This window comes from Pseudomonas sp. S35 (genome assembly GCF_009866765.1).
Lineage (GTDB): Bacteria > Pseudomonadota > Gammaproteobacteria > Pseudomonadales > Pseudomonadaceae > Aquipseudomonas.
In genome coordinates this window covers 4909475-4934465 of sequence record NZ_CP019431.1, presented here as the reverse complement: position 1 = coordinate 4934465, position 24991 = coordinate 4909475, and the positions used below count along the sequence as shown (strand labels likewise).

Sequence of the window (24991 nt, the reverse complement as noted above, 5' to 3'; positions counted from 1 at the left end):
GTTGGTTTTTGCAGGTTTCATTATGCAATCAATTGACAATTACACCGGGTGCTTTGTTTGAGCTTCCATACTCATCTATATAACTTAGCGATAACTCGTCGCCGTTAAGCGCGTGTATCTTTAGCTGTAGGGTGCTCAAAGGGGGAATGAGTTCTGGCATCGATTTCATCAGCAGGCCGTTGATCTTCACTTCATTGACTACAATATTAAAAGCTGAGTCGTTTCGCACGTTGAGTTGGCCCTTGCTGGCTGACCATTTGAGCTGTTGGACGGCATCTTTGACTTCGCCTTTTAGTGCAGCTGGACGGTAAAAAAGCTTGATCGTAGTCTTCAAGGCAATTTGCAAAACGTTCTGCGTCGCCTGCGACTTACTCAATGCCGGAATAGCCTTTATATTGAGTAGAAAAAGGCTTTCCTGGTTTTTTGGTAACTTTTTTTCATCGATCCGAATGATTCGTAGAATGTTTTCGTCGTTGGGATCCAAGCGAAACAGAGGGGGCGTAATGATAAAATCCGGCACACTTTTGCTTGCCGTATCACCGTAAAGACTGACCCATGACTGCACGAGGAACGGTGCATCGTCGCCTTTATTGCTCAGCGTCAAGTTTGCCTCTTTTTCCGCCCCGTTGTAAATTACGCGGGTGGCGCCGACTGTCACTGCAGCCTGTGCGGGTAAAATGCACATCAAGGGCGACAGAACGCAGGGAAGTAAGTATTTGTAGAACATTGACTGACCCTCAGTACCCCTGTGCCGCGTATGGCCAGCACAGGGGAAGTTGCATTACTTATAAGTTACGTCGAAGCTGGCCAACGCATAGACCTGACCTGTGCCGATACCACTGGCAGTGACATTGCCATCGGAGTCAACCGTATCTGCTGCCGTGCGGACATAGGCCGCGGTGAAGTCGTAAGTATTACTTTGCGGACGCAGTACATAGTCCGTGGTTGGGGTATTAAGCGGCAATTTCGTTCCGGTACGCGCGTCATTTATTTGAATAGCAAGTCCGGAAACCTGACCGGAGCCGGTGAGTCCCAGCAACGTAGCGTCCGTGAGATCCTGCTGGCCACTGAAGGTAATAGCTACGTTCTTCTTGGTCGATGTGCTGCAGTTTTCGAGGCTGATCGAGAACGGTGTAGCGTTAGCGGTAGAGCCCACAGCTGCGGCAAAGCTGGACAGTTGCACCTGGCCCAAACTTACCGTTTTACTGACACTATCGGTCATAATAGTGCAGGCATTGTCATTTACACTTCCGGTGAACTCGACCTGGCCGTCGGCGGCGTTGACGGTGGCAGCGAAAACCATCAAAAGCGACGACGCGCACAGCGCTGAGCATCTGGCGGTGTTATTAATCATGGGGCGTAGCTCCTGTACGTAACTATCCAATATAAGGTACTTGCGGTTTTACTCCCGCAAGTGCTTTTATCTTGGCAGTTGGAATAATGTCAATGCTATAAGGCGATTCTCAAATGAAACCGTGATGTGTTTTTTCACGGTTATGTGGTGGCGTAATGAAATGGTGTAATATTGAGGATTGTCTTATATTCAATGTTCACCGAATTTGCTACTCCGGCAGTCCCTCGATTTCACGCATTGTTTACTTATATTGCGTACTAAGCTCGTTGAGCTTTGAATGCTTTATGAGGAATGATTTGGTTTGGCTATTTTTGGTCGCTTAGGTGGCGTTTCCTACAGTTGATAACACTGTCGATGGTGATATCAGTCTCAAGGGAACTATCGCCGGTGCCTATTCTCGTGCACCGTATTTAATGGGCTGCATCCGGCCACTGTAGGTGTTGTTTAGCGGCTGAACGTTGAGCGTGCAGCGTGTTGGAGCATTCATAAACAGTGGGAGGATATTTTTAAGGATCGTCTCATTTCATTAAGGTGTGCATTGGTTTACCTTTTAAGTAGGGCGCAGGTCGCTGGAGTAATAAATGGAATTTATTTTTTATATGAGCTATTTCTTCACTTGCCGTGGACGTTTATTGGGTCGCTTTTTAGCTGTCATAGCGTGCATCTTATACGGTGTTGGGACTGCCTATGGCGCCACCTATACGTGCATATCTAATGGGTCGCGGACTTTGACAATCCCTAGCATGACTGTTATGCGAGATGCGGCAATAGGTTCTGAGATTATGACTGTTTCGGCATCAAATGTTGTCGCGTACGGATGTGCGGTGAATTCGGTAAGTGACAGTGGTTACGGTGAGTTTTTTGGTGTCAGGGGGTATGGCGTCCCCGCTGGGCAAATTAATGGCAGGAACATTTACGTGCTGGGTTCGGCGGCCACTGGAGTGGGCTATGCTATCTATGCAGCAACGCAGGATGTTAAAAGTTACATCACCGCTGGTGATAACGAGCTTGATGTTTTATCTAACGCAAAGACATTAGGCGCCTCCAGTAGGACTGCTAATGCGTTGAAATTAACATTTTATAAGATAGGCCCCATAACTAATACCTCAGTCCCTACTCAGCTTGTGGCGGCCTTCTATGATAGACAAAGCGTGTCATTGGGCTCGCCGGGTGTCGATATTAGCCCAAACTACCCTATTTATACCTCGGGCGTCGGTGTGCTCAGTGCTGGCTGCGAAGTACAGCGTTCTCAAATCTCCGTGTCTTTAGGTTCCGTCAATCGCAGCCGTTTTGGTGCTAGTTACGGGGATACAGGGGGGGAGCAGTTTTTTTCTGTTCCGTTAGTGTGCGACGCGGGAACACGGGTACGCATAAGCATTGATTCAGGCGCTGCAGGCGTACTTAATGCAAATAAAGGCGTAATTAATCTTGATTCATCGGGTGATGGAACCGCTGCTTCTGGTGTGGCGCTCCAAATTTTGCAGGGAGGGACGCCCGTTGTAATAAGTTCCTTTCTAACAATGGGCGTGCCTGGTGAAACAGGGGAATACAATTTAGCGTTCTCGGCTCGTTATTTTCGAACGGCAGATAAGTTGACCCCCGGTACCGCCAATGCAACGGCGACGTTCACAATGTCCTATGAATAGCTTAATTAATTGTTAGCTTGCTTGCCTGTCGTGAAGTTGTCGATGTGGCATGCGGCGCAAAAAAAACGCTACTGAATTTTCCCGTGATCAAGGATGGCAGGGTCATCAAGGTGAGACTTTAAGGATCGTCCTATATTCAGGGGCGCGCATTTGCAGGCACTATTTCAATCGCTCGATTCCACTTAAAGTTTATCGCCCGCGCAACCTTGAATTGTTGGGCTTGGAGAATTTATGAAAGTCAATTTGCTTTGGGTTTCGTTGGCTACGTCGCTGGTGTGCTCTACAGCGGCGGCCGCTGCCGACGGCACCATCAACTTCACTGGCAATATCACAACTGCCGCTTGTACAGTCAGCACCGCCAGTGCCTCGCAGACTGTCAATCTTGGAACCGTCACGGCTTCCTCTTTCACGGGCGGCGCCGGCGTGACGGCATCGCCAACTCGCTTTACTATCGCGCTCAGCGCTTGCCCGGATACGCTGGCCTCTGCCAGCATCAAGTTCGACGGTGTCGCCAATACGACTAACAGCAACTTGTTGGCTTTGAGCAGCGGACAAACCGCTGGCGGTGTGGGTATTGGTATCTATGAAGCCAATGGCAGTACACTCATTCCGCTTCAAACCGCCTCTTCAACTATTACGTTCGACGCAACGGGTAACGCCTCAATCGATTACGTTGCCAAGTACGTGTCAACAGCCGCCAGTGTAACCGCCGGTACGGCAAACTCGGTTACCAACTTCACTATCGCTTACAACTGATGAAACCGCTACGAGAGCTTCTTTCGTAGCGGCTTTTTAGAAGGGTAGATAAGGAGGTCTTGATGAAAAAGTGGTTAGCCAGCGTGTGCGTCGCGGCTGGAATAGTAGCTTATATAGATCATGCGCAAGCGGGTGTGGTGATCGGAGGCACACGTTTGGTTTATGACGCGAGTAAACGGGAGGCCAGTTTGTCCATCAATAATCCGGAGAAAACTACGCCTTATCTTATTCAGTCCTGGTTGCAAAATATGTCCAGTATCGACACGACCAAGGTTCCGTTTGTCATCACGCCTCCGCTGTTTCGACTGGACCCTGGTCAACAGAATGCCCTGCGCATCGTGAAAGTTGGAGGGAATCTAACAGAACGTCAAGAGTCAGTTTTCATGCTCAACATAAAGTCGATTCCCTCCTCCAAACTTTCCGAATTCAACCAGCTGCAGATTACCGTAAAGGCACAATTGAAGTTGTTCTACCGACCGTCTTCACTCAGCGGGCAGAACGCCGATGAGGCTTATAAGGCTTTGACATTTACTCGGCAGGGTCAACAGCTTCAGGTTAGTAACCCTACGCCGTTCTATGTGTCGTTCTACAGCGTCAAGGTGGGCGGCGTCGCCATTGAAAACCCGCAAATGGTCGCCCCTCATGGCACGCTGCATTGGCCAGTCGCGGTGCCTGACAATTCCACTATTACTTGGCAAGCCATTACGGATTACGGCGGCATCACGCTGCCGGCCAAAGTTCAGTTGTAAGTTCTGGTATTTTCGCCGGCTGATGGCAATAGCGAACAGTTCATTATTGTGCCGCCGTTACAGCGAGCGGGCGTGCTTTCCTCCTATGGAGGGGCATCAAGATTTCCTGGGAAGGTTAAATGCTTGGTATCTCAATGCTTCATCGGGGATGGCGACGGTCGCATTGCAAGCCCGTACGTTTAATCACGATCATTGTGCCCCGTGTGCTGGGAGCTTATATAGGCGTCGTCGTATTGCTATTCTGCGATGGCGCACTGGCAGATGACTACTTCAATCCCTATGCCCTTGAGCTGAGCGACCCCGCTGCGCCGGCTCTTAGCCTCGCGCTGTTTTCCCATGCGGGCGGGCAGTTGCCCGGCCGCTACCACGTGGACATCTATTTGAATGATCGCGAAATTGACACTCGTGATGTTTCGTTTGTTAAGCAGGGTGATGCGCTACAAGCGGAGTTGACGGTGCAGCAGCTAAGGGATATGGGCGTAAAAGTTGCGGCTTTTCCGGCACTCGATGCGATCGACGGCGCGGCGGTCGTTACTGATTTGGGGTTCTATATACCTGCCGCGGTTAGTCAGCTGAACTTTTCCGAACAACGACTCGATATCAGTATTCCGCAGGCTGCACTGAATGTTGAAGCGCGTGAATTTGTCGACCCCAACACTTGGGATGAAGGCATCCCCGCGGCGTTGTTCAACTATAGCTTCAGTGGTTCCAATACCCGTTATGACACCACGTCGGTTACCAGTAACAGCGAGTACTTGAACCTGCACAGTGGCGCCAATCTAGGTGCGTGGCGCTTTCGTAACTATTCAACCTACACCGACAGTGGGCAGAATAGTAGCAGTTGGAGCAGTATCAATACCTACGTACAGCGCGATATTCAGCGTATCAAAGGTCAACTGACTGTCGGCCAAGGATTCACGCCGAGCAATGTCTTCGACAGTGTGCAGTTCAAAGGTGTCCAAGTAGCGTCGGATGACAACATGCTCCCCGACAGCCTGAGAGGTTTTGCGCCTGTGGTTCGTGGTATTGCCCGAAGTAACGCTCAGGTGACGGTCCGTCAGAACGGCTACATCATCTATCAGACTTATGTGGCACCCGGTGCATTCGCGATCTCCGACTTATATCCGACATCCTCCAGTGGCGACCTTGAGGTCATCATCAAAGAGGCAGATGGCACCGAACGGCGATCGGTCCAGGCGTTTTCTGCAGTGCCGACGATGGTGCGTGAGCGCCAGCTTAAATACTCGGTCACCGCAGGTCAGTTCGCATCGCAAATTCAGGGTGCCGAAACACCCACGTTCATGCAAAGCGCTTGGGTATATGGTCTACCTTGGTCCACGACGGTGTATGGCGGTCAGCTTTTTGCCAATAATTATAATGCTATGGCGGTGGGCGTCAGCCGCGGATTCGGTGATATTGGCTCCTTGTCATTCGATGTGACCCAGGCCAACGCGCAACTCAAGGATGGTTCAGATCGTCAGGGGCGTTCTTACCGTGTGCAATACGCCAAGGATATTCAGGCTACCGGTACTACCTTCACGTTGGCCGGCTACCGTTACGCCACCGACGGCTATTACGACTTCCAAGAAGCCAATGAATCCCAAGCCTCGGGATTGGACAGCCGCGTGCAAGGCTATATAAAACGGAGCAAGACTCAACTCAGCATCAATCAGTCAATGGGGCGTTACGGCAGCGTTTATCTGTCCGGTTACCAACAAGATTATTGGGCACGCACGGGTTATGAACGCAATATCAGTGCGGGCTACAACATCAGCCACAGAGGCGTTTCCTATAGCCTTAGCTACACCTTCAGTCAGTCCCCGAGTCTGAATACGAGCGATCAGCAATTGGCTTTCACCGTCCAAATTCCATTGGATATCCTGAGGCCAAACATGTGGATTACCTACAGCGCCAATGCTGACAAGCAAGGCCTTGTGTCGCAGCAAGCAGGTATCAGCGGCACGGCATTGGCCGATAATAACTTCAATTACAACGCCCAGCAGACCCATGGAGTCCGCGCCGGTAACAGCGGGAGCTTGAGTGCTGATTATCGGGGTGCCAGCGGGCAGCTCAATGGCAGCTACAACTACAGTGACGGTTCGCGCCAGATCAACTATGGCGTGCAAGGTGGTGTTGTCGTCCATCCTTATGGCGTGACGCTTTCGCAGCCATTGGGCGATACCCTGGCATTGGTGAGAGCACCGGGTGCCAGTGATGTGAAAGTGGCAAACAATACGGGCGTCTACACCGACTCCAAAGGTTATGCGGTGGTTCCATATGTCAGCACTTACCGCAAGAACAGCGTCACACTCGATACCCAGACGTTGCCGGAGGATGTGGATATCAAGACTACCTCGCAAACTGTTATTCCAACTCAGGGCGCGGTGGTGTTGGCCGATTTTGTGACCCGAGTGGGCAGTCGTGTTTTGTTCAACCTCACGTATAAAGGCCGAGCGGTTCCATTTGGTGCGCAGGTAGAGTTGATAAACGACAGCGTGGACGACGGCAGCAACTCCTCAATTGTGGGGAGTAACGGCGAGGTGTACCTGAGTGGGGTGCCACAGGGAGGCCAACTGGCGGTGCGATGGGGCCCTCGCGCTCTGCACTTGTGCCGAGTGAACTTCAACTTGCCGTCGCCCGTCAGTAATCATGGTGCAACTGTCTCTGCGGCGATTCAAAGCTTGGATGCGGTATGTTACTGATATGAGAAAAGTGATGTTTAATACAAAATTAACGTGCGTGGCCATGGTCCTCGTGACCGCGGGTATGTTCGGTTTCACTCCGAGGGCGTATGCTTATACCTGCACGACCTTGATACCCACAACAACCCTGACGATCCCCGACATGGTCGTCACTCGGGATACCGCGATCGGGTCAGTCATTGGGACAGCCGTTTCCACCGGGACTCTTTCAACTTATCAATGTACTAACGAGGCGCCGGTGTTGACTTTTCAGTCATACGGAGTTAAAGGGTACGGTACATCGTCCACAGCGATAAACGGTCGTAATGTCTACTTGTTAGGGCCCGCGTCTACAGGCATCGGTTATACTGTCCAATTGGAATCGAACAGTGCCTGTGTTTCAGTTAAAAATTATTATTTGGTAAGTGGTTCCAATATTGGATATGCATGCTTTGTCAATGGCATGTTCGAGAACCAGCCTATTCAGGGATCACTAGGCTTCACCTTTTACAAGGTGGCGAATGTAACGTCGTCCAGCGTTCCTGCACAGTCATTGGCTAGTTTTATTCTGCAAAATGACAAGAGCGTCTATCAATCTCCTGAAGCTTTAATACAAAGCACTGCGTTTAAAATTAGAAGCTACGGTTGCACCTTGTCTAATACAGCAATCACTGTGCCCATGGGTACAGTGAACAGTTCAAAATTTTCCTCCAGTAGTTATGGCGCGACCATGCCGGAAGTATATTTTTCCATTCCTTTGGCCTGTGACGTCGGGACGGCGGTTAAACTGCAGATTGATCCGGGAGCCTCCGGTACAGTGGATTACAGAAATGGGGTGCTCATGTTGGACCCGTCCACCTCAGGCACCGCTGCGACCGGCGTGGCACTTCAGATTCTGCGCAACGGCAGCCCGTTGACCACGGGCGCTAAAATCAGCATTGGTACACCTTCGGCTACCGGTGTGTTTGATATTGTGTTAAGTGCTCGATACTTTCGCAGCGCGGCGACCGTGACGGCCGGTCAGGCGAGTGCTAGCGCTACTTTTACGTTGATATACAACTAAATCAGCTAAGTATTAAGCTTTAGTGGCGAAACTTTTTTTGGGAATAAGTTTGTCTGGCGTGGCGAGCGCCCAGATACTGATATGGCGCTGATGCAGGTGTTAAGTGTTATGGGCTCTGATCAAGAAAATATTGTTGTTATGTGTCAGCATTCGGGAGTTTTACTTAACTATAGTGCGATGTTGAATTGCCTTGGTTATTTCAAAGTTGTTCTGTGTTCGAATATGAAAGATGTGCGCAGGGCGTTAGGTAATTTACGGAGTGTTGATATTTTTTTGTTGGATGATTTTAAAGTTGGAAGTGTTGATGTGCAGCATCTTATAGATATTAATTGTGGTGGGCGGGTCAAGCGATTTTTGCTGGTTGGAGATTTTACTTTTGATGACCACTTTCGCGTGTTTGCATGGGCAAAAGCTCATCATATTTCGCTGCTGGGAATGATCAGGCACCCTGTGCGCGCGCATGAAATCTTGGATTACCTAACGTCATCCTAATCAAAACGGTAGCGCCGTTACGGCAATCAACTGTGTGCGCCTCCCTATTCCGGTTCAACGCGTCGATTTTCTGCAGAGCATCCCAGCCTGGGGCGAGTAGACGGACCTTGCGCGTCGATAGGAGTGTTTCGTCACGCGGGAAGCCCCGCATACCATCGATCTCCGAAAGGTTGCGGTGCTTTGCTCGAGGTTGACATCTTCCCAGGTCTGGCTATTGGCCTTGATCTTTAGCTACAGGTCCAGGCAGTGCCCGAAGGTGATCTCGACCAGCTTGGCCGAGTTGGGGAAGTGCCGTACATAATCGAACGTGCCGGTGTGGATTTTGTACTCGATGATTTCGACCAAGCGCACTTGGGCCACGATCTTGGGCGTGTTGCCACCTGGGACTGCTTCCCGGCATTTCTCCCCGCGCAATTGACTCCGCGAGCTAGCGTGGTTTCGGTCAGAGCGCGCATTATCAGCCTCGACGATTAGCGTGAGCGAAGCCGTTGACGGTTATCGGAGGTATCAACACCAAGCGGGCAAAACTCCCCGTGACACGAGGGACTATGGGGCGTTCGTGCACAATGGGTCAATCCAGTTGCGGCACCTTGGCGATCACCGTCAAGCCGATATATCGATGCACATCGGATTCGGATTTCAGGCGGTCATCCAGGAATTCAATAACGAAAGCCAGGCCAATACCACCAAGCAGACCGCCCAATTCCAGCCAGAGCTCGTGGCTGAACGTACGATTGTTCACCGTAGCCCGATGGACCACCGAACCGTTACCGATCTGGGCTTCGGCTTGTTGACTGTAAGTGATCCATGTTCCCTCATTCCTAGCCCGTCTTTCATCCCCGATGCTGTACTCCCGATCTCTTTTTGGAGCCAGCCCCGCCATGATGCGACCCGACGCCAAAGTCGAAAAAGTGTACATCTTCCCCAAGCCGGTGGACTTTCGAAAATCCATCGACGGCCTCGCCGCGTTGGTCGAGCTGCACATTAAAGTAGCCGTGTTCGATCCGGTGCTTTTCGTCTTTTTCTACAAGTTCCGCAACCGCGTGAATATTTTGTACTGTGAGCGCAACGGCTTCTGCCTTTGACTCAAGCGCCTGGAGCCCGAGCGCTTAAAACGTCGCCCGATGCCACGGACGAGGCGATTACCATCTGCGTCCAGGAACTGAACTGGCTGCTGGACGGTTTCGACCTCTAGCGCAACCGTCCTCATTAGGTTTTGAAGACTCGCTAAGTGGCGTGCCCCGACACAATCCGGGCCATAACTTCTATACCCGACAACCTTCCTGATGATCCTGTTTTGCTCAAGCGACTGCTGCTTGAGGTACTCGGTCGCCAGGAAGAACCGGCGCACGCTTATCAGCCCCATATTGTCGACCTGAAAGAACATATCAAGCTGTTGCGCGACTGTCTGTTTGGGCGCAAGTCCGACCAAACAGTTGAGCGCAACACGCCGCAATTGGGCTTGTTCAACGAGCCTGAAAGCGAACCCATGCCGCTAGTTGGCGACTCAGATGAAGAAGTCTTTGCACCGATACGTCGCCGTGGAAATCGCAAGCCATTGTCGGCTGGGCTACCACGTATCGAAGTTATCCATGAACTGCCAGAACATGAGCTGACCTGTATCTAGGGTTGCCGCAAGCATTCCATTGGCTAGGAAACCAGCTAGCAGTTGGATATCCTGCCGATGCAGGCCCGCGTAATCAAATATATCCGCAAGATCTAAGCTTGCCGAGGTTGCGAAACTGCACCGGTCACCGCGGAAAATCGGCTTAGTTGATCGAAAAAAGCATGGCCAGCCCCAGCGTGTTGGCCCTGTTGCCGGCCACCAAGTATGTTGATGGCTTGCCGCTGCACCTGTTTGAAACGGTGCTTAGCCGACACGGCATTGATATTCCGCGTCAGACTCGCGCGCGCTGGGTCATCCAGTGCAGCGAACACTTTCAGCCGCTGCTGAATTTGAATTTGAGACGCGACCGATTACTGGATAGTCCGGTGATCTATTGCGATGAAATCCGCGTCCAGGTGTTGAAAGAGCTGTTGCCGCTGACCGAAAACTGACCCAGTAAAGGCTGTTCTGCCGACTGAAAACTGACCCAGGTGTTCAACTGCTTCTGCTCACTTTTCGAGCAGGAGAACACAGGGTGATCAGCATGGAAATGTTGGGAAAAATCCGGCGGATGTACTTCCGCGACAAGCTCTCGCTGCATCAGATAGCCAAGCGTACCGGACTGTCGAGAAACACCATTCGAAAATGGGTCAGAGCACCCGAAGCCACCCAGCCGGCGTACCAACGGTGCGCAACCTTCAACAAACTCAGTCCATTTCACGAGACGCTGGAGCAGGCGCTCAAGGCCGATTCGTTTCGGGCAAAGCACAACCGCAGGAGTGCCAAAGCACTCTTCGAGCAGATCAAGGCCGAGGGCTACGACGGCGGCTACAGCCAGCTCACCGCCTTCATACGCGCGTGGCGCGGCGAGCAAGGCAAGTCTTTTCGGGCCTTTGTGCCGCTGACCTTTGCACTCGGGGAGGCCTTTCAATTCGACTGGAGCGAAGAAGGTCTGCTGATCGGCGGCCTGTTCCGACGCATCCAGGTCTCCCATATGAAGCTGTGCGCCAGTCGCGCATTTTGGTTGGTTGCGTATCCCAGCCAAGGCCACGAGATGTTGTTCGATGCCCATACCCGCTCGTTTGGCGCGTTAGGTGGGGTGCCGCGTCGCGGCATCTACGACAATATGAAAACGGCTGTCGACAAGGTCAACAAAGGCAAAGGCCGCACAGTCAATGCCCGGTTTGCCGTCATGTGTGCCCACTACCTATTCGATCCGGACTTCTGCAACGTGGCCTCCGGCTGGGAAAAAGGCATCGTTGAAAAGAACGTTCAAGACAGCCGACGGCGCATCTGGCTCGATGCTCAAAACTGCATGTTCCATACCTTCGAGGAATTGAATGCCTGGCTCGGCCAACGCTGCCGTGCGCTCTGGGACGAACTGGTGCACCCGCAGTACAACGGGCTGACAGTGGCGGACGTCCTGGAGCTAGAACGCGCCGAATTGATGCCGATGCCGACTGCCTTTGATGGCTACGTCGAGCGCACCGTACGGGTCTCCAGCACCTGCCTGATCAGCGTGGCGCGAAATCGCTACTCGGTGCCGTGTGAGCGGGTCGGCCAGTGGGTCAGCAGCCGTTTGTATCCCACACGGGTGGTGGTCATCGCCGATGAAACGATGATTGCCAGTCACGAGCGCCTGTTTGATCGAGATCAGGTCAGTTTTGACTGGCAGCATTACATCCCGCTCATCGAACGCAAGCCCGGTGCGCTGCGCAATGGCGCTCCGTTTGCCGATCTGCCGAAGCCGTTGCAACTGCTAAAACGCGGTCTGAGGCGGCACACCAATGGTGATCGAGTCATGACTCAAGTACTGGCGGCTGTTCCCATCGCCGGGCTCGACGCCGTATTGGTGGCTGTGGAGTTGGTACTTGAATCCGGCAGCTTGAGTGCTGACCACATCCTGAATGTCCTGGCTCGACTGACATCGACAGCAGCCCCTCCGTCTGCCGAAACCAGCCTTCAACTCAAGATAGCGCCTGTCGCCAATACGGCACGCTACGACCGGCTCCGTACCACCGATGAGGAGACTCGCAATGCGTGATCTTATGGCGGAACTCAAAGAACTGCGTCTGCATGGCATGGCCAGCGCCTGGGAAGAACTAGCCTCGCAAGGAGAAGCTTCGACGGCATCCTCGAAATGGCTGCTCGAACATCTGCTTCAACAAGAACATGCAGATCGAGCGGTGCGCTCAGTGAATCATCAGATGAACATGGCCAAACTGCCCATGCATCGTGATTTGGCCGGCTTCGACTTCAGCGCTTCCAGCGCAGATGCCCGCCTGATCAGGGATCTGTCCAACCTGGAGTTCACCGATACCGCGCAGAATGTCGTGTTCATCGGCGGGCCTGGAACAGGCAAAACACACCTCGCCACCGCCTTGGCCGTTTCCGGGATCACGACGCATCACAAACGCGTGCGCTTCTACTCCACGGTGGATCTGGTCAATCTGCTGGAGCGCGAAAAGTACGACGGCAAGACGGGCCGCATCGCTCAAGGGCTGCTACGAACAGACCTGGTGATACTCGATGAACTGGGGTATTTGCCCTTCAGCCAGAGCGGTGGTGCCCTGTTATTTCATTTGCTGTCCAAGCTGTACGAGCACACCAGCGTGGTGATCACCACCAACCTCAGCTTCTCGGAATGGTCGAGCGTGTTTGGTGACGCCAAGATGACAACGGCGTTGCTGGATCGGCTGACACACCACTGCCACATCGTCGAAACGGGCAACGAGTCCTACCGCCTGCAACACAGCAGCTTGGTCGCCCAGACCAAGATCAAATCACGTGAACGAAAGCGCAAAGACAATGATGGTGCCGAGGACGATGAGCTGTTTTGATCCGCACCGAAAATACCCTGCCGCATGCCCAAATGCGGTGGGGCTTTAATGCCTCTTCCACCGGGACACGACTGCTAAGCTTATCCACAATTGCTGATGCCAAAATCAGCAATCCGCCCTGGGTCAATTTTCAATCGGCAGGGTGGGTCAGTTTTCATTCAGCGCCGACAGTGCCTACGGCTTCTTTGGGTTGTGCGGACACCGGTCTCTCTCCTTGATAGCGCTATGATATTTACTATATAGCGATGGTTGCAGCGGGCCCAAGTGAAAATATCCAGGACGTTCCCCCAGGTTCTCGCGGCTGGATGTTCATTTTTATCCGTGTGACCGTCTCAAGCCTGTACGTAACGCCGAATCAACCGCGCATACACCGCAATGTTGATCAGCAGCACCAGGGCGCCCAGCACCAATTGGATCTGCGCAGTCAGGCCAGCCGGATAGATAAGCGCAACTATGTAATGTTCGATAAACCCACCGCCGTAGCCGTCCTGGCCGGCGAGCTGGCGAAGCAGGTTTTCCCAGCGCGTCAGTGGGCAGGGCAGGTGGAAAACTTCGACGGCCACGCCCCACGCGGCAGCAGGCAGGTGCAGCCAGATAACCGGCCGCCACGTGAGGGCCAGCAGCCCGCCGAATAATACGAACAGGATAAAACACAGGTGAAACAGCACGAGGCTGTCGGCAGCTAGACGGTAGAGCATTGTGTGCGCTTCAAAAGGAAGAGGGCGTAGTTTAAAGGGTTGCCCGCAGGTAAGCGGGGCCGTTATTGTGCTGAATCCTTTTAGTCGTTGCCCCAGGATCTGTTGTGATGAATCCACCGCGTACCGTTGCCCCGATCAAGGCTGTGATTTTCGATATGGACGGGTTGTTGCTGGACACAGAAGGCATCTACACCGAAGTCACGCAGATCATCGCCGAACGCTACGGGCGTACCTATGATTGGGGGATCAAGCAGCACATTATTGGTCGCGGGGCGCAGGACTTGGCGGAGTACGTGGTCAAGGCGTTGGACTTGCCGATCACACCGGCCGAGTTTCTGGAAATTCGCGAGCCGTTGATGAGTGAGCGTTTTCCCAAGGCCCTGGGTATGCCAGGCGCCGAGGCCTTGGTGCGGCATTTGAAGGCGCACAATATTCCGATCGCCGTGGGCACCAGTTCGTCGCGCAACTCGTTTGGCCACAAGACCACGTTGCACCGCGAGTGGTTTGGCCTGTTCGACACCATCGTGACCGCTGACGACCCCGAAGTCGGCGCTGCCAAACCCGCGCCGGATATTTTCCTCACCGCCGCCCGCCGCTTGGGTGTGGCGCCGCAAGATTGCCTGGTGTTCGAAGACTCGCCGTTCGGCGTCACTGCCGCGAAGGCCGCCCATATGACCGCCATCGCCGTGCCCGATGAGGCCATGGCCGACAGCAAGTACCAGCATGCCGACCAGATCATCCGCAAGTTGGCGGACTTTGACCTGGCGGCCTATGGCTTGCCGCCGATGTCCTGATTCACGGCAGGGCAAAAAATGTGGGCGGGAGCCCCTCCCACATTTGATTTCATGGCTTTAGAATTATCAGGCGCTGAACCCGCCATCGATCGTCAGGCTGGCCCCCGTGATATACCCCGCTTCCGGTCCCGCCAGGTACGCCACGAAACTGGCAATCTCTTCCACATGCCCGTAACGCCCCACCGCCATCAACCCGATCAGGCTCTCGGCAAAATCGCTGTTCGCCGGATTCATATCGGTATCCACCGGCCCAGGCTGCACATTATTAATCGTGATACCCCGTGGCCCCAGGTCCCGCGCCAAGCCCTTGGTCAGCCCCACCAGCGCCGCCTTGCTCATTGCATACGGCCCGCCGCCGCCAAACGGCATGCGCTCGGCATTGGTGCTGCCGATATTGATCACCCGGCCGCCTTCACCCATGTGCTTGGCCGCTTCCTGGGTGGCGATGAATACGCTGCGTACGTTGATCGCCAGGGTCTGGTCGAAGTCTTCCAGCTTGAAGTCTTCCAGCGGCGCGATGGCCAGCACGCCAGCGTTGTTCACCAGGATATCCAGGCGCCCAAAGGCTTCGACGGTGGCGTTGACGGCGTTGCGAATCGCGCTGGCATCGGCGCTGTCGGCGTGAATTGCCAGGGCTTTGCCGCCTGCGCTGATTACGCTGTTCTGCAATTCTTTTGCCTTGGTGGCCGAGCTGACGTAGGTAAAGGCGACGGCGGCACCTTGCGCCGCGAGGCGTTTGACGATGGCGGCGCCGATGCCGCGCGAACCGCCTTGAATCAAGGCGACTTTACCGCTGAGGTTGAGTGTGGTCATGACGATCTCCTGGCTGTTCAAGGCAGGATGCCTTGTTGTTGGAGCCGAGTATCGACCTCGCCCATGCCTACCGGTAGACCGTGATTGCTATAGTCTGTGTAAACCAAAAGTTTAGAGTGGGGCGAAATGGAGAGCTTTGGCAGTATCGAATGCTTCGTGCGCAGCGCCGAAGGCGGCAGCTTTGCCGAAGCGGCGCGGCACCTGAGCCTGACCCCGGCGGCGGTAGGAAAAAGCGTGGCCAAGCTGGAACTGCGCCTCGGTGTGCGGCTGTTCCAGCGCAGCACCCGGCGCCTCACGTTGACCGAAGCCGGCAAGCTGTTCCTCGAAGAGGTCAGCGGCAGCCTCACGACTATCCAGAACGCCGTGGCCAACCTGGCCAGCGCCGAAGGGCGGCCGGTGGGTACGCTCAAGGTCAGCATGGGCACGGTGTTCGGCAATCGTTATGTGGTGCCGATGCTGGGGGAATTCATGGAGCGCTTTGCGGATATCAGCCCGGATTGGCATTTCGATAACCGCCAGGTCGACCTGATCGGGCAAGGCTTCGATGCCGCGATTGGCGGTGGTTTTGAGCTGCCCCAGGGCGTGGTAGCACGCAAGCTGACACCGGCACACCGAGTGCTGGTGGCGTCGCTGGATTACCTGGCGCAGTGCCCGCCGGTGCTGGCGCCGGAGGGTTTGGCGCGTTGCCTCGGCATCCTCATCCGCTCACCGCAAACCGGCCGCGTTCGTTCCTGGCAATTGACCAGCCGCGAGCGTGAACACCGCCCGCTCGTGCTCAAGCCCGGCATGACCATGAGCGATTCCGAAGCCGCCTGCTGCGCCAGCGCCCAGGGCCTGGGCATTGCGCTGGTGAGCATGCCGATGGCCGTGCCGTTCCTCGATAGCGGCGCGGTGGTGCGGGTGTTGCCGGACTGGTATGTCGACGACGGCAACATTTCCATCTACTACGCCGAGCACAAGTTACTGCCCGGCAAGACCCGGGCGTTTGTGGATTTCATCATTGAGCAGTTTGCCGAGCAGGGCTTGGGACAACGATTCAGCGCGATCTAAATGCGGGCAAGCCCGTGCCCATTGGATTTTCAGTGGCCAAACCTGCTTGGCCAACCAATAACCTTCTTCGGCCGTGGCGTTGCGTAAGTCCTGATCTTCGAGGTCGACAACCCCAAGCGCACCAGCGACTCGGCAATCGTCACCGCCGCCGTCACCCCATCCACCACCGGTACGCCGGTGCGCTGGCGAATCTGCTCATCCAGCCCCGCCATGCCGCCGCAACCCAGGCAGATCACTTCGGCTTTGTCTTCGCGAATGGCCAGTTCCGCCTGGCGCACGATGGCTTCCATAGCGGCCAACGGGTCTTCTTCCAGTTCCAAAACCGCCATCCCGCTGGCCCGCACCGAGGCGCAGCGTTGGTACAGGCCGGCGAGTTTCAGGCGGTCTTCGATCAGCGGCACTGTGCGGTCCAGGGTGGTTACCACCGAATAGGCATGGCCCAGGAACATCGCGGTGCTGGCGGCGGCTTCGGTGATGTCCACCACCGGCACGTTCAACAATTCCTGCAGGCCTTCGCGGCCGTGTTCGCCGTAGCCGGCCTGGATCACCGCATCGAACGGCTGGTCGTAGGCCATTACCCGGTCCATTACGGCGATGGCGGCCAGGTAGCTTTCAAAGTTGCCCTCCACCGATTCGGCGCCGAAGAAAGGCGTGAGCCCGACGATCTCGGTGCCCGGTGAGGCCACGGCCCGCGCTTGCTGGGCGATGGTGTCGGTAATGGATTCGGTGGTGTTGACGTTGACCACGAGGATGCGCATGGAATGTCCTTGTTTAATGACTGGCGTTATCGACTGCAATGCTTTCGCCGCTGACATCGGCGTAGAACGGCTGGCGCTTGGCGATCAGCAGGTACAGCAACCCTGCAATACCGGCGCCAAACAACCAGGAAAACGGCGAGACACTGGCGAACCCTGGCAACAGCGCGAGCAGAATGGCGATGACGGCCGCGGGAATAAACGCAGCCACGGCGCGCAGATTGACCCCACGGCTGTAGTAATAAACGCCCTGCGGGTCTTCGCTGTACAACTGCGGCACGTCCACCTGGCTTTTACGGATCAGCCAATAATCGACCATGATCACCCCGTACAACGGCCCCAACAGTGCACCGAGGCCAGAGAGGAAGTACACGATCACCAACGGGCTGTTGTAGAGGTTCCACGGCAGGATCAGCACGGCCACGGTGGCGCTGATCAACCCGGCACGGCGGAAGTTCAGGTACTTGGGCGCCAGGTTGCTCAGCACAAAGGCTGGCGCAACGAAGTTGGCCATGATGTTGACGGCCACGGTGACGATCAGGAACGCCAGGCAGCCGAGCACGAGGAAGAAGGTATTGGGGATAGCCGCGATGATTTCGGTCGGGCTCTCGATCACCCGGCCATTGAGTTGGAATTGCCCACCGCACAACAGCACGGTGATGGCGGCAAACACCAGGATATTCACCGGCAGGCCCCAGAAATTGCCGACCTGGATGGTTCTGCGGCACGGCGAGGAGCGGGCGAAGTCGCAGAAATTGAGGATCAGCGTGCCGTAGATCGACAGCCACAATGCGCCGCCGGCAAAGATATTGCGCCACATCTCGCCGCCGCTCAGCGGCTCGCGGATCGACCAGGCAATGTTGCCGCCCGCCTGGAAGTACATCCAGCCGGCCAATGCCGCCACCGTAGCCAGAATCACTGGCCCGGCGAAGCCTTCATAGCGACGCACCATCTCCATGCCGTAGGCCAGGATCACCAGTTGCACGAACCAGATCGCCACAAAACAGGCCCAGCCAAGGGATGACAGGCCGAGGATCGAGTTGTGGTCATAGTCGGCAAACCCTGGATGAATTGCGGTCAGTAGCACGCGGAAAACCACCGAGGCCAGGTAGGTCTGTATACCAAACCAGGCAATCGCAATCACGGCACGGATCAACGCTGGAATCTGCGCGCCGTGAATGCCGAAACTGATGCGGCTGATCACCGGGAACGGTACGCCGGTCTTCTGCCCCATATACCCCGACAAGTTCATGAAGAAGTACACCAATGCCGCACCGATCCCCAGCGACAGCAGGATCTGCCAACCGCCCAGGCCCAATGCATAAAGGCCAATGGCGAACGAATAGTTGGCGATGTTGTGCACATCGTTGGTCCACAGCGCAAAGATGCTGTAGCGCCCCCAACGCCGACCTTCGACCTTGGTCGGCGCCAGGTCTTTGTTGTGCAGGCGTGGGCTGAGGACCAAGGGGCCGGCGCTTGCGGCGTCTGGGTTCAGCGCGCAGGAGGGCAGATCCAGTGCGAGGTCATTCGAGAGGCTTGTACGCATTCCGGCAGGCTCCAGCACATCTGCTGGGAAACGGCAGATGGCAAAGTGTATGTAGGTTTTGTATTTATTGTATACAAAGCACATTTCACCTTAAGCCACATGCGTGCCAGTTTTGGATCTATGAAAATCCTGGGTAATTTCGTTTTTATAGGTTGGTTAAATAAATGACTGAATTTGAAGAAATATAAATTGACCGATTGAACAGCTATTTATTTTTGGGCTGTCAGCGCGCGATTCGCCAGGCCAATCGAGGGGACGGGAGAGGTGTTACGTTATGGTGCGGCTTAAGGAAAATTGCACACATAAATGGCACCGATGGTTACATCTATGTGTACATCTCTAGCATTCAACACAAAAAAATGTGGGAGGGGGCTTGCCCCCTCCCACATTTTCTAACCGCGTCAGCCCTTAGGCCTTGCTGATGATATTCCCAGCATGCAGCCCGCATTCCTTTTGCGTGGCTTCTTCCCACCACCAACGACCTTCGCGCTCGTGCTGGTTCGGCAGCACAGGCCGGGTGCAGGGCTCGCAGCCGATGCTGATAAACCCGCGCTCATGCAAGCTGTTGTACGGCAACTCCAGCATGCGGATGTAACCCCAGATCTCTTCGCTGGTCATTTGCGACAGCGGGTTGAACTTGTACAAGGTGCGTTCCGGGGTAGAGAAGGCTGTGTCTATCTCCAGCGCCGCCACCTGGCTGCGTGTGCCGGGGCTTTGGTCACGGCGTTGACCGGTGGCCCAGGCTTTCACGCCCGACAGCTTGCGGCGCAACGGCTCGATCTTGCGCACGCCGCAGCATTCGCCATGGCCGTCCTTATAGAAGCTGAACAGGCCCTTTTCCTTGACGAAGGGTTCCAGCTTGCTCTGGTCCGGCGAGATCAGTTCGATGTCGATCTTGTAGAAGTCGCGCACCTGCTCGATAAACCGGTAGGTCTGCGGGTGCAGACGACCGGTGTCGAGGCTGAACACCTTGACGTTCTTGTTCAGCTTCCAGGCCATGTCCACCAGCACCACGTCCTCGGCGCCGCTGAAGGAGATCCACAGGTCATCGCCGAACTGGCTGAACGCCAGCTTGAGAATGTCCTGGGCGGATTTGTTGGCGTAAGTCGCGGCGAGTTCAGCGACGTCGAAGGCTTGGTTCATCAGGACGGTTCCTACAGGTCAGTGGCGCTGAGCGCTCTATAGGGGAGCGATGGTATCAAAATCCGCTCTGCGTTGCGGCGGCGAGCATGAATCGCTAGAGTTCGGCAGTCATTTTGCTCGCTCAACCAACAACATCTAATGGGAGTGTCTTGTGGAAATTGCCTGTCTCGACCTGGAAGGGGTACTGGTTCCGGAAATCTGGATCGCCTTCGCCGAAAAAACCGGTATTGAATCCCTGCGGGCCACCACTCGGGACATTCCCGACTACGACGTGCTGATGCAGCAACGTCTGCGCATCCTTGATGAACACGGCCTCAAACTCGCCGACATCCAGGCTGTGATCGCCACGCTCAAGCCGCTGGACGGTGCCATCGAGTTCGTCAACTGGCTGCGCGAGCGTTTCCAGGTGGTGATCCTGTCCGACACCTTCTACGAATTCTCCCAGCCACTGATGCGCCAACTGGGCTTCCCGACCCTGCTGTGCCACCGCCTGATCACCGATGAAACCGACCGGGTGGTGAGCTACCAACTGCGCCAGAAAGACCCCAAGCGCCAGTCGGTATTGGCGTTCAAGACGCTCTACTACCGTGTGATCGCCGCCGGCGATTCCTACAACGACACCACCATGCTGGGTGAAGCTGACCGTGGGATTCTGTTCCATGCGCCGGAAAATGTAATTCGCGAGTTCCCGCAGTTCCCGGCGGTGCATACGTTTGAGGACTTGAAGAAAGAGTTCATCAAGGCGTCGAACCGGCAGTTGAGCCTGTAAGTCATTCTGTGATGCTGTTGGCCCTATCGGGGGCTTGCCCCCGATAGGCATAGGTATCTACACAACTCTTAAAGGCTGACACATAACTCTGTGGTGAGCGGGGCAAGCCCGCTCACCACAGAAGCCTGATTGCCATAGATTCCGTATTCACTGGAAGTTGTGTAGATACCCATGCCCCGATAGGGCCGGCCCTGCCATCGCTTCTACCGGATCAGAAGGTTGCATTGGAAAATGTTCCGCTTCGTACTTTTCGGACGGTCGGAGTTGGACGCTACAGGCCTTCCAGCGTTTGCAACAACACCCGCACCTTCGTCAGCGACTCCTGGTATTCCGCCTCCCACTGCGAATCCGCCACGATCCCGCCGCCGCCCCAGCAGCACACCTGGCCATCCTTGACCAGCAAGCTGCGGATGGCGATGGAGCTGTCCATCTCGCCGCGCACGTCCAGGTACACCAGCGAGCCGCAGTACAAGCCGCGTCGGGTCGGTTCCAGTTCGTCGATGATCTGCATGGCGCGAATCTTCGGCGCGCCGGTGATGGAGCCGCCGGGGAAGCTGCCGGCGATCAGGTCGAGGGCGTCTTTGTCGTCGGCCAGGGTGCCGGTCACGCTGCTCACCAGGTGGTGCACGTTGGGGTAGCTTTCCAGGCTGAACAGCTCCGGCACGTTCACCGAGCCGGTGCGGCAACTGCGGCCCAGGTCGTTGCGCAGCAGGTCGACAATCATCAGGTTCTCGGCGCGATCCTTGGGGCTGGCCAGCAGTTCGGCGGCGTGGGCGGCATCTTCTTCAGGCGTGGCTGCGCGGGGGCGGGTGCCTTTGATCGGGCGGGTTTCGACCTGGCGCTCGCTGATGCGCACGAAACGCTCGGGCGACAGGCTGAGCACCGCGCCGTCATCCGGCAGGCTCTGGAACCCGGAGAACGGCGTCGGGCAGGCTTCGCGCAAGGCGCAATAGGCGACCCAGGGATCACCGCTGCACGGCGCGCGAAAACGCTGGGCGAAGTTGACCTGGTAGCAGTCACCGGCCTGGATGTACGCCTGGATGCGCTCGATGGCCTGCTGGTAAGCCTCGACGCTCAGGTCCGGTGCCATCGGGCCTTGCAGTGTGAAAGTCGCCGGGACGGCGCCAGCGTCGCTGCCGAACAGCGTCATCAGCCGCTGCCGCTCGCTCTCGGCCAGCGCCGGGTGAAACACCAATTGGCTGGTCTGTGCCAGGTGATCGCTGATCAGCGCCCAGGCATACAGCCCGAAGCGCGCATCCGGCAAGTGCAGGTCATCCACCGCCAAGTGCGGCATTTGTTCCAGATGCCGGCCGAAGTCGTAGCTCAGGTAGCCGATCAAGCCGCCTGCAAACGGCAACTCATAGTCGTCTGGCAATGTTGCTTCACCCAACTGCGAAAGGTTTTTGCGCAATCGCCGTAGGAAGTTGCTGCCGCTTTCGTCAGGATCCACCGTCAAGGTCGCCTCAGGCCAAGCACTGAGCAGGTCATAACGACCGCGTTCGGCAGCGGGCCGGCCACTGTCGAGTAGCACTGCGCCGGGGGCGTGGCGAATCGCCGCAAAATACTCGGCGGGGTTGGCCCGGTAGGGCAGCGGGTGTACGGAACATGTCGACATGCGGGGGTGGATCAGCCAAGGCGCGGGGGAGGGGATTGTAGTCCCCCGTAGGATTTGCTCCTAGAGGGGATGTCGGGGATAGACAGATTGAAGGCTGGATCAGCCCTCTACAGGAGGAATATGCCCAAACATTTCCTGCACGAACTTCACCCGCTCCTCGGGGGTTTCCGTCACGCCGGCGGCTTTCAGTTCTTCCAGTCGCGCTTCTACCGCATGAGTACGCAAGGTCAAGCCGCAGTCGTTGGCAATCTGGATATTCAGCCCCGGCCGCGCATTCAGTTCCAGGATCAACGGGCCTTTTTCCTGGTCGAGCACCATGTCCACACCGATATAGCCCAGCCCGCACAGCTCGTAGCAGCCGGCCGCAAGCTTCATGAAGCCGTCCCAGTTGGGCAGTTGCACGCCATCCACTGCGTTGGTGGTGTCCGGGTGTTTGGTGATGATGTTGTTCAGCCAGGTACCACGCAGGGTCAGGCCGGTGGCGAGGTCCACACCGACGCCAATCGCGCCCTGGTGCAGGTTGGCCTTGCCGCCTGACTGGCGGGTTGGCAAGCGCAGCATGGCCATCACCGGATAGCCCATCAGCACGATGATGCGGATGTCCGGCACGCCTTCGTAGCTGATGCTCTTGAAGATCTGGTCAGGCACCACGCGGTATTCGATCAGTGCACGGTCGCGGTGGCCGCCCAGGGAATACAGGCCGGTGAGGATGCTGGAAATCTGATGCTCGATTTCCTCATGGCTGATGATCTTGCCGGATACCGTGCGATAGCGCCCTTCAAAACGGTCGGCCACCACGAGGATGCCATCACCGCCGGCGCCTTGGGCCGGCTTGATCACGAAGTCGCTGCGCCCACCGATAATCTCGTCGAGCTTGTCGATTTCCTTCTCGGTGGAGATCACTCCGTACATCTGCGGCACGTGAATACCGGCGGCAATCGCCCGTTCCTTGGTGATGATCTTGTCATCCACGATCGGGTACAGGCTGCGCTTGTTGTACTTGAGCACGTAGTCGGCGTTGCGCCGGTTGATGCCCATGATGCCCCGCGCTTCGAGGGCCTTCCAGGTCTTCCAGAAGCCGAACATTACGAGTCAGCCTTCAGGAAGGCCTTGAAACGCACCAGTTCGGTCAGGCGGTAGCCGCGATAACGACCCATGGCCAGCATGAAGCCCACCAGGATCAGCAGGATCGCCGGGAAGGTGAACACGAAGTAGATCAACTCCGGCACGCTCATGATGATGTGGGCCAGGGAGGCGGCAAACAGGGTACCAATCGCCACCTTCATGGCATGGCCGCCGCCGCGCTCTTCCCAGGTGATGGACAGGCGTTCGATGGTCATGGTCAGGATCACCATCGGGAACAGTGCCACCGACAGCCCGCGTTCAAGGCCAAGCTTATGGCTGAACAGGCTGATGGCCGCGATCAGCACCACCACGAACGTCAGCACCACCGAGAGCCTTGGCAGCATCTGCAGTTTCAAGTGTTCAAGGTACGACCGGAGTGACAACCCCAGCGCCGTGATGATCGTAAACAGCACAATCCCGAAGCCCAGTTGGGTCTCGCGAAAGGCCAGCGCGATCAGCACCGGGGTAAAGGTACCCAGGGTCTGCAGGCCGATCAGGTTGCGCAGGATCAGGATCACCAGCACGCCGATCGGGATCATCACCATGATCATGAAGGTCTGCTGGGTTTGCAGCGGCAGGCCGTACAGCGAGTATTCGAGGAAGTTGGCGTCGGTGTTCTCGTCGGTCAGCTTGGCCAGGCGAATGGCGTTCATTTCGCTGTTGTTGAGGCTGAACGTGACCATGGCTTTCTTGCCGCCATCGACGGTGATCAGGTTTTCATCGCCGGTCCACCACAGCAGGCGGTCGGTGGGCAGGCCCTGTTCGCCGGTTTCCGGGTTGAAGTACAGCCAGTCGTTGCCATTGAAACTGCGCAGCCACAGTTCCGGGGTTTGCGGCTGGTCGGCGACCAGGCGAATGGTGTGGACCTTTTCTACCGGCACATGGGCAATGGACAGCAGCAGTTCGACGATCTTGGCCTTGTGCGGCGTGGACGGGTCGCCTGCCAGCAGCAGCTTCACATTGTCGTCGTTGAGGTTGTTGGTGCGCTTGATGGCTTCGGTGATGAAGGTCTCGACATCGGCCGAGTGCTGGCGGATCGGCGCCAGCAGGGCTTCTGCGGCGATTTTTTCCGGGCCTTCCACGGCGATGCTGTCACGGAAGGTCGGGCCCTTGATCTTGGTTTTCTCGCCGCTGTAACGCTTGGTCAGTACCAGGCGGTAATACAGGGTCTGGTTGCCCTTGGCCCGGCGCGCCGACCAAGTGACCTTGCGGTTGCCGTCGATGCGGTTGACGCTCACCCCGTAGTTATTGGAGATAAAGCTCTCATTCAGGCTGACGAAGTCGCGGCTCAAGGGCGGCACGAACATCTGGATCTTCACCGGGTCTTTCGGGTTGGCGACGAACTCGACCTTGGCGTCGATGTTCCACAAGTCGTCGGTTGCGTCCTCGGTGACAGGAATGCCCAGCACGAAGATCTGGTAGGCGGTGACCGAAATCCCCAGCACCACCAGGATGGCGATCAGGATTTTCAGGTGCAGGGTAAGAGAGCGCATTCG

General features: G+C 56.0%; 24 protein-coding genes and 1 pseudogene. 13 read left to right on the top strand and 12 right to left on the bottom strand.

Annotated elements, in window-relative coordinates; genetic code table 11:
• Positions 1-28: 28 nt before the first annotated feature.
• Positions 29-727, bottom strand: coding sequence for a molecular chaperone (locus PspS35_RS22070; RefSeq protein ID WP_159936787.1), 699 nt, complete (start codon positions 725-727; stop codon positions 29-31).
• Positions 728-781: 54 nt separating this feature from the next.
• Positions 782-1354, bottom strand: coding sequence for a fimbrial protein (locus tag PspS35_RS22065; RefSeq protein ID WP_137205657.1), 573 nt, complete (start codon positions 1352-1354; stop codon positions 782-784).
• A gap of 581 nt (positions 1355-1935) precedes the next feature.
• On the opposite strand from PspS35_RS22065, the gene PspS35_RS22060 reads away from it, so the two are divergent.
• From PspS35_RS22060 to PspS35_RS22035, 6 genes are all read left to right on the top strand, one after another.
• Positions 1936-3000 (top strand): fimbrial protein, encoded by a 1065-nt coding sequence (locus PspS35_RS22060; protein WP_159936786.1) that lies wholly within the window; start codon positions 1936-1938, stop codon positions 2998-3000.
• Between the two features lie 231 nt (positions 3001-3231).
• Positions 3232-3756 (top strand): fimbrial protein, encoded by a 525-nt coding sequence (locus tag PspS35_RS22055; RefSeq protein WP_137205655.1) that lies wholly within the window; start codon positions 3232-3234, stop codon positions 3754-3756.
• A 62-nt stretch (positions 3757-3818) separates the two neighbouring features.
• Entirely contained in the window at positions 3819-4505 is a 687-nt protein-coding gene (locus tag PspS35_RS22050; protein WP_159936785.1) for a molecular chaperone, read from the top strand.
• 119 nt (positions 4506-4624) lie between these two features.
• Positions 4625-7207, top strand: a complete 2583-nt coding sequence (locus PspS35_RS22045; RefSeq protein WP_238785921.1) for a fimbria/pilus outer membrane usher protein — start codon at positions 4625-4627, stop codon at positions 7205-7207.
• Positions 7208-7250: 43 nt separating this feature from the next.
• On the top strand, positions 7251-8249 hold the full coding sequence (locus PspS35_RS22040) for a fimbrial protein (RefSeq protein ID WP_159936784.1): 999 nt from the start codon (positions 7251-7253) through the stop codon (positions 8247-8249).
• Positions 8250-8330: 81 nt separating this feature from the next.
• Positions 8331-8741 carry a hypothetical protein gene (locus PspS35_RS22035; protein WP_159936783.1) on the top strand — a complete coding sequence of 137 codons (411 nt, stop codon included), beginning with the start codon at positions 8331-8333 and terminating at the stop codon, positions 8739-8741.
• Positions 8742-8972: 231 nt separating this feature from the next.
• Here the strand turns inward: PspS35_RS22035 and PspS35_RS30430 are convergent, their stop codons facing one another.
• A complete protein-coding gene (locus PspS35_RS30430) occupies positions 8973-9155 on the bottom strand; it encodes a DUF3596 domain-containing protein (protein ID WP_238785919.1) in 183 nt (60 codons plus the stop codon).
• 157 nt (positions 9156-9312) lie between these two features.
• Complete coding sequence (locus tag PspS35_RS22025; RefSeq protein ID WP_159936782.1) at positions 9313-9624, bottom strand: hypothetical protein; 312 nt, start codon at positions 9622-9624, stop codon at positions 9313-9315.
• Between PspS35_RS22025 and tnpB the strand changes: the two genes are divergently transcribed.
• The 4 genes and pseudogenes from tnpB (at position 9623) to istB (ending at position 13187) form a co-directional block, all read left to right on the top strand.
• The gene (gene tnpB / locus PspS35_RS22020) at positions 9623-9826 is read left to right on the top strand and encodes an IS66 family insertion sequence element accessory protein TnpB (RefSeq protein WP_238785917.1); all 204 of its coding nucleotides are present in this window, start codon (positions 9623-9625) and stop codon (positions 9824-9826) included. The genes PspS35_RS22025 and tnpB overlap by 2 nt on opposite strands.
• A 173-nt stretch (positions 9827-9999) precedes the next feature.
• Positions 10000-10775: pseudogene (locus tag PspS35_RS22015) on the top strand (transposase); the annotation flags it as partial.
• A gap of 116 nt (positions 10776-10891) precedes the next feature.
• On the top strand, positions 10892-12391 hold the full coding sequence (gene istA, locus PspS35_RS22010) for an IS21-like element ISPpu27 family transposase (protein WP_159935364.1): 1500 nt from the start codon (positions 10892-10894) through the stop codon (positions 12389-12391).
• Positions 12384-13187 (top strand): IS21-like element helper ATPase IstB, encoded by an 804-nt coding sequence (istB, locus tag PspS35_RS22005; protein WP_010466203.1) that lies wholly within the window; start codon positions 12384-12386, stop codon positions 13185-13187. The genes istA and istB overlap by 8 nt, the downstream gene beginning before the upstream one ends.
• A 332-nt stretch (positions 13188-13519) precedes the next feature.
• On the opposite strand, the gene PspS35_RS22000 is transcribed toward istB, so the two are convergent.
• Positions 13520-13885, bottom strand: a complete 366-nt coding sequence (locus tag PspS35_RS22000; RefSeq protein ID WP_159936781.1) for a DUF2784 domain-containing protein — start codon at positions 13883-13885, stop codon at positions 13520-13522.
• Positions 13886-13992: 107 nt separating this feature from the next.
• Here PspS35_RS22000 and PspS35_RS21995 point away from each other — a divergent pair, with 107 nt between their 5' ends.
• Positions 13993-14679: an HAD-IA family hydrolase gene (locus tag PspS35_RS21995; RefSeq protein ID WP_159936780.1), complete on the top strand. Its 687-nt coding sequence runs from the start codon at positions 13993-13995 to the stop codon at positions 14677-14679.
• 66 nt (positions 14680-14745) lie between these two features.
• Here the strand turns inward: PspS35_RS21995 and PspS35_RS21990 are convergent, their stop codons facing one another.
• Positions 14746-15492 (bottom strand): 3-oxoacyl-ACP reductase family protein, encoded by a 747-nt coding sequence (locus tag PspS35_RS21990; RefSeq protein WP_159936779.1) that lies wholly within the window; start codon positions 15490-15492, stop codon positions 14746-14748.
• Positions 15493-15618: 126 nt separating this feature from the next.
• Between PspS35_RS21990 and PspS35_RS21985 the strand changes: the two genes are divergently transcribed.
• A complete protein-coding gene (locus PspS35_RS21985; protein ID WP_159936778.1) occupies positions 15619-16542 on the top strand; it encodes a LysR family transcriptional regulator in 924 nt (307 codons plus the stop codon).
• 29 nt (positions 16543-16571) lie between these two features.
• Here PspS35_RS21985 and PspS35_RS21980 read toward each other — a convergent pair whose 3' ends face one another.
• The 3 genes from PspS35_RS21980 to PspS35_RS21970 form a co-directional block, all read right to left on the bottom strand.
• Positions 16572-17300 carry an aspartate/glutamate racemase family protein gene (locus tag PspS35_RS21980; RefSeq protein ID WP_159936777.1) on the bottom strand — a complete coding sequence of 243 codons (729 nt, stop codon included), beginning with the start codon at positions 17298-17300 and terminating at the stop codon, positions 16572-16574.
• A gap of 13 nt (positions 17301-17313) precedes the next feature.
• Positions 17314-18843 (bottom strand): NCS1 family nucleobase:cation symporter-1, encoded by a 1530-nt coding sequence (locus PspS35_RS21975; RefSeq protein ID WP_159936776.1) that lies wholly within the window; start codon positions 18841-18843, stop codon positions 17314-17316.
• A gap of 408 nt (positions 18844-19251) precedes the next feature.
• Entirely contained in the window at positions 19252-19986 is a 735-nt protein-coding gene (locus PspS35_RS21970; RefSeq protein ID WP_159936775.1) for a phosphoadenylyl-sulfate reductase, read from the bottom strand.
• Positions 19987-20137: 151 nt separating this feature from the next.
• Here PspS35_RS21970 and thrH point away from each other — a divergent pair, with 151 nt between their 5' ends.
• Positions 20138-20755 (top strand): bifunctional phosphoserine phosphatase/homoserine phosphotransferase ThrH, encoded by a 618-nt coding sequence (thrH, locus tag PspS35_RS21965; protein WP_099582722.1) that lies wholly within the window; start codon positions 20138-20140, stop codon positions 20753-20755.
• A 271-nt stretch (positions 20756-21026) separates the two neighbouring features.
• On the opposite strand, the gene pabB is transcribed toward thrH, so the two are convergent.
• The 3 genes from pabB to PspS35_RS21950 form a co-directional block, all read right to left on the bottom strand.
• Positions 21027-22370, bottom strand: coding sequence for an aminodeoxychorismate synthase component I (gene pabB / locus PspS35_RS21960; RefSeq protein ID WP_159936774.1), 1344 nt, complete (start codon positions 22368-22370; stop codon positions 21027-21029).
• 99 nt (positions 22371-22469) lie between these two features.
• Positions 22470-23456 carry an alpha-L-glutamate ligase-like protein gene (locus PspS35_RS21955; protein ID WP_090400363.1) on the bottom strand — a complete coding sequence of 329 codons (987 nt, stop codon included), beginning with the start codon at positions 23454-23456 and terminating at the stop codon, positions 22470-22472.
• Entirely contained in the window at positions 23456-24988 is a 1533-nt protein-coding gene (locus tag PspS35_RS21950) for an inactive transglutaminase family protein (protein WP_159936773.1), read from the bottom strand. Before PspS35_RS21950 ends, PspS35_RS21955 begins: the two co-directional genes overlap by 1 nt.
• Positions 24989-24991 lie beyond the last annotated feature (3 nt).